The following is a 13,972-nucleotide window of genomic DNA, read 5'->3' on the forward strand; positions in this document are numbered from 1 at the left end:
CCCCATCACCTATCTTCCTTTATAATGCTTTTAAGCTCTTCAAAGGAGGCTTCTATTTTTTGATTCGTTGACTTTTCCACATATTTAATAAACACATCCTCCAAGTTGTTTACCTGTTCTCTTTCAATGAGCTCCTTAGGTGTGCCAGTAGCCATTATTTTACCATCAAATATAAAGCTTAATAAATCGCAGCTAGAAGCTTCATCCATATAATGAGTGGTAACTAGAATAGTTATTCCCTGCTTTGCTAAAGTATAAATCATCTCCCAAAATATCCTTCTTGATACGGGATCAACCCCAGCTGTAGGCTCATCAAGCACTAATAACTGAGGCCTATGAATAAGAGCACTACCTAGAGCCAGCCTCTGCTTCCAGCCCCCTGAGAGATTCTTAGTTATATTCTTTTCTCTTCCATTTAAGCCTGCCATAGCAATGATTGCCTTTTTTCTTTCTTCTCTAAGAGTCTTAGAAAGGCCATAGATGCCTGCATAAAAATCAAGGTTTTCATTAACAGTAAGGTCCTCGTAAAGGCTGAATTTCTGAGACATATAGCCAATATTTTGCTTAATTTTCTCTGCTTCTTTTTTTACATCGTAGCCAAGAACCTCTGCTGTACCTTTTGTAGGAGTAAGTACACCGCAAAGCATTCGTATTGTTGTGGATTTCCCTGAGCCATTAGGCCCTAAAAAGCCAAAGATTTTACCCTTAGGTACTTCAAAACTAATACCATCTACTGCAGTAAAACTGCCAAAATTCTTCGTTAAATCCTTTACTTCTATTGCATTCATTTTATCACCACATCCACCATCATACCTGGATATAAATCAGCAGCATCACTTAAACTAATCTTTACTTCAAACACAGTTTTATCCTTGTCGCTTTTACTTTCCGTGTTTTTAGGAGTAAATTCAGATTGAGGTGCTATAAATACAACCTTGCCATCTGCTAATTTTTTATCATTATAGTATATTGGTAAGCTGTCACCGAGCTTAACAGCATTTCTCTTTGCTTCTTCTACGTATACCTTAATATATTTATCCTTAAGATTTATTACCTTGGCAATATTCATTCCTTGAGCAGCCATTTCTCCTTTGTGAATAAATACATCTGAAACTGTACCATCAATTGAAGAAGTAATAGTGGCTTTTGAAATTTGAAGCTGAATTAAATCTACAGAAGCCTGTGCCTGATCCACCGCTGCCTGCGCCTGCTGCTTTATATTATCCGAAGCTTTGCTTGGCAAATCATCAAGCTTTAACTTTGCCATAGTTAGGTCTGCTTCTGCCTGCTTTTTCTGAAGCGCAAGAGCAGATGTATCCACAACTGCAATTTTATCACCGCTTTTAATTATATCTCCCTGCTTAATGGATAAATCACTTAACTTACCATTTGTCTCTGATGGAATATATACACTTTCAGCCTCAACTGTAGCTGTGTATTTATTGGTATCATCAGCTTGCTTTGCTGTGCAGCCTGTAATGGTAGCTAAAAATGTACAGGTCATTAATAAGGCTATTAATTTTTTCACCGTTACCCACTCCCTTTAATAAACTTTCATATTTATAATTAATTCTATTTCTTATTTGCTATGCCATATAAAAATATATCCAACATTATATCCAGCTGCTTATCATCCTCAACTGAAATTAGCTCTGGTATGAATTGTTTTTGTACAATAAACATTCCCATCATCCCAAGTAAGGATCTTATAGTAATATTTATGTCTAAATCTTTAAAAATCCCCTTTTCCACACCTTCTTTAAAATATAAAGATAAAAGGTCCTTGCCCTTTATAATAATATTATTAACAAAGGCTTCTTTTAAATCCTCATGATATTGAATTTCTGTTAAAACTACCTTAACCATATCAAAATATTTAAGAGCAATAGCAAGTCTATCCTTTAAAAGATATTTAAGCATTTCTCTTTCATTTAAATGCTTATTATTTTCAAAGATTTCTGTTAGCCTCTTGGACATTATTTTTTCACCCATAACAGTAACCATCTTTACCATTACCTTAGTTAGGATATCCTTTTTGGTTTTAAAATATCTAAATATAGTTCCTTCAGCAACTCCTGCTTCTTTTGCGATTTCACTAGTGGTTGCAGCACTGTAGCCCTTATCAGAGAATATCTTAACCGCAGCCTCTAGTATTTCCTCTTCCCTATTTCCTCGAGTCAAGTTATCACACTCCTTTAATTATGTAAAATACAAATATTAAATTACAAAATTTATCTAATGAGTCACTCCAAGTATTTTATTTATTAATGATAAATAAAATATGAGTGATTACTCACTTTTATTATAATTCCAATATTTACAATAGTCAATAATGTAGTTCATTAACAGAAAACTTTATTTACTTAAATAAAATTTAAATTAATTTGATAGAGTGGTCATCTTTTAGAATTATATAGCAAGGTGTTAAAAAATAAGAAAATATGATATAATTACCAATAAATTAATTCAACATGGTACTTAAATATGAATTAAACATAATTTAATGCTTGGGAGGTGGTTGTATGAATGAAAGTGACATTTGTGACATTACAGATATTTTATTATTAAATTTTAAAAGGAGATGTTTTCATGAGTTACAACCCCGAAATACCCAGAAATCATTATGACAATTATGGCGACAGAGAGTGGACTAGACTTGAAAGGGACTCACAGGGAGAACTTTTATATAATGTTCATTTAGATATTTTAAAGAGGTATATAAAACCATCGGATTGCGTATTTGAGATCGGAGCAGGGTCTGGAAGATATACGAAAGATATTGTAAAAATGTGCAAAGAACTTACTGTTGCCGATATATCATCTCATCAAGTTGAATTTAATAAAGAAAAGATGAAAGAATTATCATTGTATAATCGTATTAAAGATTTTTTAATACTAGATGTAGTTAATATGCCAACTATGAAGAATGAATCATTTGATTGCATAGTTTGTATAGGAGGTGTTATTAATTATTTGCTTGAAAAGGAATTAATGGGAATAGAAGAAATGCTTAGAGTATTAAGACCAGGAGGCAAACTGATTATCGGAGCCATGAGTTTCATAGGTTCATCATTATTTTATTTAGATGGTATCAGAGAGGAAAAAAACTTATTTGGAATTGAAGCAACTAAATGGTTATTTGATACAGGGGTTCAAGATGAACAACATTATCCTGTCCCAAGTAAGCACTATGTACATATGATGAGAAGTTCTGAAATGGATACTCTCTTTTCAAATTTTCCAGTAAAAGTTATAGAAAAAAGTTCAGCAGGTTTGTTTTCTCAATCAAGAAATGATGCGTTAGAAAATGCAAGACAAGATAAAGAGCTTTGGGAGCTTATTGTAAAGCAAGAGATTGAATTTACAAAACTGCCAGGAACTCTTGATTGCGGAATGAATATCATTTATGTAGTAGATAAATCCAAATAAATTACGTCATTAACAGCTACTAATAAGCATAACATTTAGTTAAGATGATTCTCTATCTTCATATATTATGGCATAATAGAAAATATTGCATTTCAAAAAATGAGTATGATTAGCCTGTGCTTTATTTTAGCATAGGCTTTATTTTTATTGCTTTGATAACTCCAATAAATGTATAAAAACAATGGTAAAATAAAGCGTCTCTTCTGTATTAAATTTGGAACTTTTTCTGTAATTAATCCGTCTCACTATATAAATATATTAGGAGAGCGATAAAATGAAAAGAAGGTTAATTATACCAGAAACTATAATCTTAGTATTGGCAATTACTTCAGCGATTCTTACATATAATGGAGGAAGGTTCAAAGTACCTGCTTATAAAGATATAAAATCTGTAAAAATAATACCTCCAACTTTAGGTAATGTCAGACTAGGAGAATATAAAGACTTGTACTTTGATTTGAACAAAAAAGAAGATAAATATATGGTCAATAATATTTTAAATTGGCTAAAGTTAGGGCGAATAATGGGTAATGCCAGTAATGAGGCTATCTCTAATGGAAGTACGCCAGCATATTTCATGATAGAATTGAAAAACGGAACAGAAATATTTATAAATTCGTCTGTGAGCGAAGGCTATATAAATAATCAAAAATTAATACCATCACAAAATATTAAAGGACAGGTTACTATTCGTACTAATCCTTCAAAACGGGAGGAAATTAGACTATTATCGCCTGAATTAAAATCTTTTATTGAGAGTGGATGGAAAGACTTTTTCGACTATACCAAATAATATGACTTTGTGATGTGACTGGCATCTATGTTGAAAATATAATTAAAATCACATTCATAGTGAAATGTTATAGGAGAGTTACTTCGCATTTTTCTTTTATAACGTCACAAGCAATAAGCGTTTGTGACGTTTTTAATGGTGGTGAAATAGGATAAAGGTATATAGGTTTATTACTACTTATGTTATAATTGGTGTAATATAGAAATAAAAAAATAGCTAACTATAATAAGGGAGGGTGGAATATGGCAAAGTATGAAACGACTGTTGTTGGCCAATTTGAGGAAGTGGTCAATCGTCTACAAAAGGATATTGGTAATAGTGGAATATCTATGAATTTAGTTGACGAAAGCAGTTACACTACTGGAGATACTAAAATAGCAGTTCAAGTTTACGATAAATATTTTGCGAGAAATGGAAACAGAGCAAGTTTAAGCCTTACCATAGTGGGCAATGGTAGCAATATCTTTATTTCAGCAATCGGTGCTGGAGGAGGAAAGGGCGTTTTTTTTAACTTTAGTCTTGGTGCAGAAGATGATATGGTGGCAATAGTAGAAAATAGTATAGAACAAATGAAATAATTCCTACTTTTTATCTTACCATATGCAAAAGAAATTTGTGACCGTTCCAGATAGTTAAGGGAGGATTTAAATTGAAATACCCATGCTTAATTTTAGACCACGATGATACAGTAGTTAAAAGTACACCCGACATTCATTACCCATCCTTTATAAATGCCCTAAAAGCCTTAAGACCAGATATGAGTTCTTTGAGTCTTGAAGAATTTGTCTCATATTGTTTTAGTCCTGGTTTTTCAGAGCTATGTAAGGATGTTCTAAAATTTAGCAAGGAGGAGCAAGATTACCAATATAAAATATGGAAAAGTTATACGAAAGAAAAATCCCCTGACTTTTATCCAGGTTTTCCTGAACTAATAAAAGAATATAAAAAATTGGGCGGCATAATATGTGTCGTTTCTCATTCAGAAAGTGAACAAATTTTAAGAGACTACACTTTACATTGTGATTTGAGTCCAGATTTAATATTTGGTTGGGAATTAGAAGAGTACCAGAGAAAACCAAATCCTTATCCAATTATTGAAATTATGAGAAGATTTAATTTAGACACCAATGATATATTGGTTTTAGATGATTTAAAGCCTGGATTAGATATGTCAAGAAGTTGTAATGTAAAATTTGCAGCAGCAGGATGGTCTCACATAATTCCCGAAATAGAAGATTACATGAGAAATAATTCAGATTACTATTTTTCAACAGTAGAAACATTTAAGAAGTTTCTATTATCCACAGATTAGCAGCAAATTGTATTCTTATATTGTTAAGCAGCTGTATTATAAAGCGAGCCAATGATAATTTAGATTTTATAGGAGTGATTTGAATGAAAATCAAAATAATAAGTATGCTTCTTGTGTTTCTGCTAAGTATTTCAATTACTGGGTGTTCTAGCAGTAATTTAAGTACAATCAGTAGTACAAGTAGTGCTAGTAATACAAATAGTGTAAGTAGTACAAATAATTCAAGTAGTACAAATAGTAACAAAATCACTGGCACCAATGTTTCAACAAATCCTTCTTCTACTTCTATAGAGGGTAAAAGTGAAAATACAGAAACTCAGGTTTCAACTTATAATCCTATATTGGCAGTATTGCAGAATAAGGCTGAATTTTTTAGTACAGATAACAAGAAAAATTTATACTTAAATGATTTTTTAACTAACATAGAAATTTATGGAACCATCTTCAAAGTAACGCATTTTACGGTACTGGACATGGACAGCGACAATAAGCCTGAAGTTGTTCTTGAATTGTCAGTTGGTAACGAGCCACAGTTTTATGAAATTTTGCATTATATGAATGGTATAGTTTATGGATACCTTATTGTATACAGAGGTTTAGAAGAATTAAAAGCAGATGGAACATTTCGTTTCTCAAACGGTGCAGCAGATAATGGCTGGGGAAAATTGAGCTTTGAGGCAAATGCCCCTAAAACTGACACATTAGGATACAGTAAGTCAAGTCAAGGTGATGCTAACTTAACCATATCATACTTCATTAATAATAAACCAGTTACAAAAGAATCCTTTGATTCTTTTGCAAATGAACAATCAGGGAAAAAAGCTGCAGTTTGGTATGAATTTTCTCAAAAGAATATTGAAACTATACTTACTACAAACCCATAACGTATTTTATTTTTGTATTAATCTATATAGAAAAATAAAAGTAATTAGAGTAAGTGAAGAATAATCATATATACATTTTATTCAAAATATAATGAGGTGTCTTTATGAGAGATAATAAAGAGCTTCCCCAGGAAAGCATCATTTCAGGAAAGGATGATTCCAAGTCAATTGAAAACAAATTAAATAATATTAATAAATCCAAAATAAGAAAATTTAAATCTGCACTTTTCCCCATAATAGCTTTTGTAATTCCTACTCTTCTTTTTTTTATACTTTCTCTTTTCCTTAATGAAGCGGGAAACAAGATTGCAGAAAAAGTAATTATATTTACATTTTTAAACTTGTTTATTTATGGAATATCATGGATCATCACCGGGAAATCAAGGGTTTCATTTACTAATGGAAGGCTCAGTGCACTTATTTTCCTAATTATGCTAATTACCCTATGCATAAATTTTCAATTCATCAATATGACCAATTCAGTACTTGCAAAGGATTATGGCAATGATGTTTTTGCCAAGCTAAAGGTATATTCGAAAATATATAACCAAAATAAAAATTCTTATAAGCAAAGTAATGATCTAAGCAGCTACAATACTTCCTTTTTATCTGTAACCCATAAAAATATTACGATTTATTACAACTCTGAACTTCAACCGGCACTGCCGTTAATAGAAGCTTATTTGGATGATGCCATTTCAGAAAATAATAAAATCTTTCCTAATGTTGCAATTTCTCCAATATCAATTAGATTTGATTATAACAAGGAGATATTCAGTAAAAGAAACCCCGGCTTTACAAATATGGACGGATTATATATTGATGATGAAGAAACAGCATATATTTATATAAATGATTGTTACAAAGATGCCCTAGCTCTTGGAATTAAAAGCGCGAATTTGAAAAATACTATACTTCATGAATATGCTCATCATTTTTATCTTGATTTTATGAAACAAAATCAATTACCATGGAAAAGCATCCCAGCATGGTTTGATGAAGGAATTGCCTCATATATGGGCGAAGAAGGAGGAGGGATAGATCCGCCAAAGCTTATGGTAGATCTCGATAAACTAGAAACAGAAAAGCAATGGGAAAATTATTGTAATGAAACTAATGTATATGCAGAAGGCTATTATGCGGTAGACGAACTGATTTTATTAAAAGGCAAGAATATAATAAAAGATATATTGCTAAAAACCAAAAATGAAGATTTTACTACTGCTTTTAATGATGTTGTTGGTTTTTCTGTTGAAGATTATGAAAAGAGCCTTCAAACAGATGCTAATAATGATTGGAAAAAATATTTTAAAATGGCTACTCCCTCTCCTTTTCCAGACTTACATTGGGATTTAAGGATTGAATGTCTAGAAAACTATATAAAATCCAAGCCTGATAACATAAATGCCCTGCTTGATCTGGGTGAATTATATGAGAATAAAGGTGAACTGGACAAGGCTAAGAAAGCAATAAATATAGTTCTGGAAAAAGAACCAGATAATTCTCTTGCCAAACATAGGTTATCCCTCTTAAAAAAAGAAATTGCTGATAAGCAATTATCTAAAGATAAAGCAGTAAATTAAAGTAAATATATCTTTTAGGGATTAATGTACTTTTATATAGTTCAATAAAATCTTCTTATCTGACGTATATATACAAGTTTTACGATATATATATTTTAAAATAATGTTTAATAAGAAAGGATTGATTGTGTTGAGAAAGTTTATATTGTTTATATTGTTTCTTATTTCAATTTTGGCAATCTTTATTCTATGGACATTATTTGATTTAAACATCATAAAATTTGGGTATGAATACAAACATAAAATTTTAACTAATCCGTCAGAATTTATTTCTTTCATAAAACAAAATAATTTGGCAATAAAGGTTTTTGCCTCAACCTTTATTGGGGTAGTAGTTTGGGGTATAGGACTAAGCGTGAGGAGAAAATAAAGAACAAGCAAACTATTCTTAATGATAGTTTATTTAATAATAGAACGCAGCAAAGGCAGCTCTGAAAGCTGCCTTTTAAATTCAATAAGTAATAACTCATGTGGATGCCATTATTAAATTTTTAAAAACTCCCTTGTACGCTCTACAGTAGGATTATTGAAGATTTGCTCGGGGGTTCCCTCTTCTGCAATAACTCCTTTATCCATAAATACAACACGGTCTGATACTTCTTTTGCAAAGCCCATTTCGTGAGTAACTACCAGCATGGTGAGGCCGCTTTGAGCCAGTTCCTTCATAACCTTTAGAACTTCCCCAACCATTTCAGGATCCAGTGCTGAGGTTGGTTCATCGAAAAGAATAACATCAGGTTCCATTGAAAGTGCTCTAGCAATGGCTACACGCTGCTTTTGACCGCCTGATAGCTGCTTAGGCTTAGCATTGACATACTGCTCCATGCCTACAATCCTTAAATATTTTAAAGCAACCTTTTTGGCTTCTTCCTTTGAGCGCTTCAGTACTTTTATCTGTCCAACCATGCAGTTATGCAAAACATTGTGATTGTCAAATAAGTTAAATTGCTGAAATACCATACCTAGCTTTGTACGATACTCATTTATATTATGCTTGTCATCTAAAATGTCTTCTCCACTGTAGATAATTTCGCCGCTAGTTGGCTTTTCCAAAAGATTAATACAGCGAAGAAGTGTTGATTTTCCTGAGCCAGAGGAACCTATTATGCAGACCACTTCTCCCTTTTTTACTGAGAAATCTATGTCCTTTAATACCTCATGAGTCCCAAAGAATTTACTTAAATGCTGAACCGCAATTACATTTTCCATTTTCTAAGTCTCCTTTTTATAAATCCTTGCACCTATATCTGCATCTGATTAGCATACATAGTGTAATTTTCTGGTCCGTCTAATTTCTTTTCTATAAAACGTAAGATTCTTGTTACTGTAAAGGTCATTATAAAATACAGAATACATGCAACGAAAAAGGATTCAAAATATCTAAAATTATTTCCTGAAATTGACTTTGTCTCGAAATAAAGCTCTGTTACAGATATTACGTTAAGCACTGATGTATCTTTTATATTGATGACAAATTCATTACCCATTGCTGGCAAAATATTGCGAATTGCCTGGGGCAGTACAACATTAAGCATGGTTTGAAGATGTGTCATACCAATAGCCTGAGCCGCCTCAGTTTGTCCCTTATCAATTGAAACTATTCCTCCACGGATAATTTCAGACATGTAGGCACCAGTATTAATAGAAACAATAAATATTGCTGCTGTTAATCTGTTCATATCTATTCCAAAAGCTAAGGCAGAACCATAGTAAATTACCATAGCTTGTACAATCATTGGTGTTCCACGGAATAATTCTATATATATGAAGAGAACAGCATTAATAACTTTAAGAATTACCTTTTTTATACCTCTTTCAGGCATTGGAATAGTTCGTACAACGCCTACTATAAGGCCAATAAAAAAGCCTAATATAGTACCAATCATTGAAATCAAAAGTGTCATGCCAGCTCCACGAAGGAGCATTGGCCAGTTATCTTTAATAATTCTTATTACCCATTGAAAACTCATTTTTAATCACTCCTGCTTTATTGTGCAGGGCAGCTTGTCCAATCTAATATCTATACTACAAACTAAGCCGCCTCTATAATGCCTTAATAAGTTTTGTACTGTTTATTTTGCTGCTGGTTGATTCTTAATAGCAGTATCCATGATAGATTTTTGCTGATCTACAGGAATAGTAGCTAGAATTTTATTGATTTTTTCAGTTAAATCGCTGCCCTTTGCAACACCTACTGCAATTGCTGTATCGTCTGGTGATGTAACAAAGCCATTTTTGAACTCTACCATTTTAAAAGCCGAGTTTGCTGCAGAAGCACTAACCCCTTCTGGACGTTCTGAAACATATCCGTCAATCATTCCAGATTGAAGAGCAACTCTCATTGCGGGGAAGTTATCCATAGCAGGTTGCTTTTGAACACCCTTAATTTGATCGATTACTGAATAGTGGAAGGTATTTAATTGAGCAGTTACCTTTGCCCCGCTGAAATCTTGTATTGATGCAGCATTGTCATACTTTCCGCCTTTTTTAACCACCATAACTAAATCTGATTTATAATAGTTATTTGTAAAATCTATAGTCTCTTTACGTTTTGCAGTTGGTGACATACCTGCAATAATTGCATCTATTTTACCTGAAGTCAAAGCTGGTACCAGGCCATCCCATTCAGTTTTAACTACCACTAATTTTTTTCCAAGACCATCTGCAATTTTCTTAGCTATCTCAATATCATAGCCTCCTGCATACTCTGAGCTGCCATCTATTTTAACAGCACCATTTGAACTATCTGATTGTGTCCAGTTAAAGGGTGCATATCCACATTCAAGTCCAATTCTAAAGGTTCCAGCATCATTTGCTGCCTGTGCCTTTGTATCCTTTGAGGTATTGCTTGTCCCGCATCCTCCTAAAACTAATACTGCTGTTAGTGACATTGCCATTAATGACCAAAATTTTCTTTTCATTTTACATATCTCCTTTTTCTTATATTTTCTGCTTTTGCAGTTAAAAAAGGCTAATCTTTCATTTGGATTTTCATATTTCTCATTTCGGTCTTTTTTTGAACAAAAAAAGACCTGAGGTAACCTCAGGTCGCAATGTGCACACTTGCTCCTAAACCCCTTCATTTCCCAAATGAGATAGCACAACTCAATAAACCGGGTAGTCTATTGAGACAGTCCTGCAGCTCTTAACTGCAGACCCAGCAAATAATATAGAGAATATTATAAGCTTCGGCGATGAATCCTTCTCCCTAGTTTCAATGTTTCTCAAGCTCCACTAAGGACTATTAAGCACCGCGCCTCTACCCCACCGTAAAAGTGAGGTCTTATTAAATTATAAAACTACTTTATAACAATATTTTAAATCTGTCAACAGTTTGTTGTAAAATATTGTCAAATGTAACTGTTTACAAATAAAATTTTTAGAACTTTTTTTCTTTTAATAATATATTTTGTAATTATTTCTTCATTTTTTTATTATTTTCATTACTCTTTATCTAACTTCACTTTAATGATATTTCATTAATTTTTATAAGTATCATTAACATAGGTATTATATTATTAGTAGTAGAAGCAGTGCTATTGTTGATTAATTTAGTTCTAATATTCTCTATTTTCTAAAAGTCTCACATTGGGTTCCTTCAGTTGAACTAGCATCCGGTCCGTGTACCTGTACGTGTGAGGCTGAGCAGGCTCTGTTATCATTATATGTACAATTAAGAGCATCACATTTAATTACAGGACTCATTTCAATTGAGGTATTAGTAAACACCTGCTTAACTTCACCTGGAATATTCATATTAGTAAGATGAGTAAAAGCATTTTTAATACCTTTTTCAGCAAAGGTATTGCACATTGTTTCTGCACTGCTGTAAGCGCTGCTGCCTATAACATGAATTTGGTTTGCTGAGCAAAGCCCAGTCATATTATGCACGCAATTAAGGGCACTGCAGCTTAAATCACCATTCATAAATAAAACCACCTTTCTCAATATCATTAGCCATATTTTGCACAATAATGAAAAATTTATTCTATTTAATGAATAGTAATTTTATAAAATAAATTATAAAGCAATGTAGATAATGGGGAAATTTAAATAAATTTAACAAAAAAAATAGCAGCTTAAGCTGCCAAGTAATAAAATGAATCAGTTGCACTAACATGCATTCTTTTATTTTTACCAATTATTAAATTAAATATACTACTTTTTAATATAATCCTTAATTATGATTTTAACAAATATAAACATGGCAGGAAGGCCATAGGCAAGCATTCCTACATGTTGTAACTGTGCTCCCCCACTTGGAAAAATAAGACTTATGCCTTCACCGAACATACTTGCACCCACATATATCATGAGTATTGAAATAAGATCAAATAGTAAGCCCATGCTTAACTTTATGCTTGTCTTATAGAAGACGAACATGACTAGTAAGGACATTGCGAAACCTATTAATGCACCAATAATTATAGCTAAAGTACCGTCTGTTAAAAGAGGAATAATAAAAATTATTATCTCAAGAGTTTCTCTAAATACTGTTAAAAAGGAAAATATGAATAAACCCAGTCCTGTAAGTTTAATATTATATCGTTCTTCAATTGGCAAATTATAATTTTTCTTCTGCCTTCTCATCCAGATAATATAATACACAACAATGGCAGAAAGGAAAAGCATAACTGAACCATTAAAGAGCTCTTTTGTATATCCGCTTAAGTATGCAGTTTGATTATACAGGAAAAAACTTGCAAGTAAGCTTAGGGCAAGGCCACCAAGAACACCAGAATATATATACTTAGTAAGTTCTCTTTTGTCTAGCTTAACAACATAGGTAGTTAATGCTGTTAAAACTATGAGCATTTCAATGCACTCTCTTAGAGTAATTATACTTACGTTCATCATCTTACATCCCTCCTTTTATATATACTTGATACATTATAAGCAGGAGGCATTATTTAGGTGACAAAAAAAGAAAGCAGAAGCCTTCTTTTTAATTTTACAATTCTTATTTTGTAACAGAGTCTGAACTTGGCTTAATATCCTCATAAATAAATTTATGAAGCTGATCTGTTGTTAGCTTTAAATCTGTTCCAAGGTAATATACGTTATTTATCATTAAATTTTTCCAATTGCCGTCTGCAGGGAACCTCTCTTGGTCTATGGTCTTCATGCCTGAGGATAAAATACCTGCACCAAGGGAAACTATTTCTCCTTTAGAGATGCTTGTTTCAACATATGGCAATAATGTGGAAACTAGTGATGGATACTTTGTTATTCCTGCCTCTTGTACTTTAGTTAGTATTTGAGTCAGAACCTTTCTCTGCCTTTCCGTCCTTTCAAAATCATTTCCTATATATCTTATTCTGCTGTAGGCCACAGCCTGAAGTCCATTTAAATTAATGCTTCCTGCGGTGGTTACAGGAGTAACTTTTTCCTTTTCAATATTAGTAACTTCCTTCATGTAGCCGTTTATGTAGGGGAGTTCCTCATTTCTCACATCAATATTGACTCCACCTAAGGCATCAATTATCTTTTCCAGGCTAAAGAAGTCTACAGTAACATAATCCTTTATATTAAGATTAAAGTTTTCATTTAAGGTCTTAATAGCCAGCTGCGGTCCCCCATAGGCATAGGCATGGGTTATTTTAGTCATTCCATGGCCCGGAACGTCAACGTAGGTATCTCTCATAATGGAGGAAAGCTTAATTTTATTATGGTTATAGTCAATAGAAGCTATTATAATTGAATCAGAACGGCTGGCTTCATCCTTTGATCTTCTATCTAAGCCAAATAAAGCGATGTTTACTACATCCTTCTTAGGATCTTCCTTTTCAATTTGCTGTACTGCCTCCTCTTTTATACCAAGAGAACTATTATCTTTTGGCAGTTCTGTACTCTTAACTTTATTTAAGAGTGAATAGGAATAGATACCTATTCCGGCAAATAAGGCTGCAAAAACAATAATAACTGAAATAATTATCCTTTTTCTTTTTCCATTTTCCTTCATTCTATTACT

15 protein-coding genes and 1 riboswitch are annotated in these 13,972 nt (G+C 32.5%); of the genes, 6 read left to right on the forward strand and 9 right to left on the reverse strand.

Annotation, left to right across the window (positions count from 1 at the left end; all coding sequences use genetic code 11):
• Positions 1–5: 5 nt before the first annotated feature.
• From ACJDUH_RS11940 to ACJDUH_RS11950, 3 genes are read right to left on the reverse strand one after another with little or no spacing between them, the layout of a single operon-like run.
• A complete protein-coding gene (locus ACJDUH_RS11940; RefSeq protein WP_406765427.1) occupies positions 6–788 on the reverse strand; it encodes an ABC transporter ATP-binding protein in 783 nt (260 codons plus the stop codon).
• The gene (locus ACJDUH_RS11945) at positions 785–1,528 is read right to left on the reverse strand and encodes an HlyD family secretion protein (RefSeq protein ID WP_406765428.1); all 744 of its coding nucleotides are present in this window, start codon (positions 1,526–1,528) and stop codon (positions 785–787) included. Before ACJDUH_RS11945 ends, ACJDUH_RS11940 begins: the two co-directional genes overlap by 4 nt.
• A 44-nt stretch (positions 1,529–1,572) precedes the next feature.
• Positions 1,573–2,181 (reverse strand): TetR/AcrR family transcriptional regulator, encoded by a 609-nt coding sequence (locus tag ACJDUH_RS11950; protein ID WP_406765429.1) that lies wholly within the window; start codon positions 2,179–2,181, stop codon positions 1,573–1,575.
• Between the two features lie 408 nt (positions 2,182–2,589).
• Between ACJDUH_RS11950 and ACJDUH_RS11955 the strand changes: the two genes are divergently transcribed.
• The 6 genes from ACJDUH_RS11955 (at position 2,590) to ACJDUH_RS11980 (ending at position 8,001) form a co-directional block, all read left to right on the forward strand.
• A complete protein-coding gene (locus ACJDUH_RS11955; protein WP_406765430.1) occupies positions 2,590–3,429 on the forward strand; it encodes a class I SAM-dependent methyltransferase in 840 nt (279 codons plus the stop codon).
• A gap of 274 nt (positions 3,430–3,703) precedes the next feature.
• Positions 3,704–4,222, forward strand: a complete 519-nt coding sequence (locus ACJDUH_RS11960) for a hypothetical protein (protein WP_406765431.1) — start codon at positions 3,704–3,706, stop codon at positions 4,220–4,222.
• 242 nt (positions 4,223–4,464) lie between these two features.
• Complete coding sequence (locus tag ACJDUH_RS11965; RefSeq protein ID WP_406765432.1) at positions 4,465–4,800, forward strand: DUF6054 family protein; 336 nt, start codon at positions 4,465–4,467, stop codon at positions 4,798–4,800.
• Positions 4,801–4,871: 71 nt separating this feature from the next.
• Entirely contained in the window at positions 4,872–5,534 is a 663-nt protein-coding gene (locus ACJDUH_RS11970) for an HAD family hydrolase (RefSeq protein ID WP_406765433.1), read from the forward strand.
• Between the two features lie 83 nt (positions 5,535–5,617).
• A complete protein-coding gene (locus ACJDUH_RS11975) occupies positions 5,618–6,418 on the forward strand; it encodes a hypothetical protein (RefSeq protein ID WP_406765434.1) in 801 nt (266 codons plus the stop codon).
• 104 nt (positions 6,419–6,522) lie between these two features.
• Entirely contained in the window at positions 6,523–8,001 is a 1,479-nt protein-coding gene (locus ACJDUH_RS11980) for a tetratricopeptide repeat protein (RefSeq protein ID WP_406765435.1), read from the forward strand.
• A 483-nt stretch (positions 8,002–8,484) separates the two neighbouring features.
• On the opposite strand, the gene ACJDUH_RS11985 is transcribed toward ACJDUH_RS11980, so the two are convergent.
• The 6 genes from ACJDUH_RS11985 to ACJDUH_RS12010 form a co-directional block, all read right to left on the reverse strand.
• Positions 8,485–9,210: an amino acid ABC transporter ATP-binding protein gene (locus tag ACJDUH_RS11985; protein WP_406765436.1), complete on the reverse strand. Its 726-nt coding sequence runs from the start codon at positions 9,208–9,210 to the stop codon at positions 8,485–8,487.
• Between the two features lie 32 nt (positions 9,211–9,242).
• Positions 9,243–9,971, reverse strand: coding sequence for an amino acid ABC transporter permease (locus ACJDUH_RS11990; protein WP_406765437.1), 729 nt, complete (start codon positions 9,969–9,971; stop codon positions 9,243–9,245).
• 102 nt (positions 9,972–10,073) lie between these two features.
• Entirely contained in the window at positions 10,074–10,922 is an 849-nt protein-coding gene (locus ACJDUH_RS11995) for a transporter substrate-binding domain-containing protein (protein ID WP_406765438.1), read from the reverse strand.
• A gap of 167 nt (positions 10,923–11,089) precedes the next feature.
• Positions 11,090–11,271: riboswitch (Lysine riboswitch) on the reverse strand.
• 297 nt (positions 11,272–11,568) lie between these two features.
• Positions 11,569–11,928: a DUF1540 domain-containing protein gene (locus tag ACJDUH_RS12000; protein ID WP_406765439.1), complete on the reverse strand. Its 360-nt coding sequence runs from the start codon at positions 11,926–11,928 to the stop codon at positions 11,569–11,571.
• A gap of 231 nt (positions 11,929–12,159) precedes the next feature.
• Entirely contained in the window at positions 12,160–12,858 is a 699-nt protein-coding gene (locus tag ACJDUH_RS12005) for an FTR1 family protein (protein WP_406765440.1), read from the reverse strand.
• Positions 12,859–12,961: 103 nt separating this feature from the next.
• Positions 12,962–13,963: an LCP family protein gene (locus ACJDUH_RS12010; protein WP_406765441.1), complete on the reverse strand. Its 1,002-nt coding sequence runs from the start codon at positions 13,961–13,963 to the stop codon at positions 12,962–12,964.
• Between the last annotated feature and the right edge of the window lie 9 nt (positions 13,964–13,972).

This window comes from Candidatus Clostridium radicumherbarum, assembly GCF_045310525.1.
In the GTDB taxonomy this organism is placed as follows: Bacteria; Bacillota; Clostridia; order Clostridiales; family Clostridiaceae; genus Clostridium_AT; species Clostridium_AT radicumherbarum.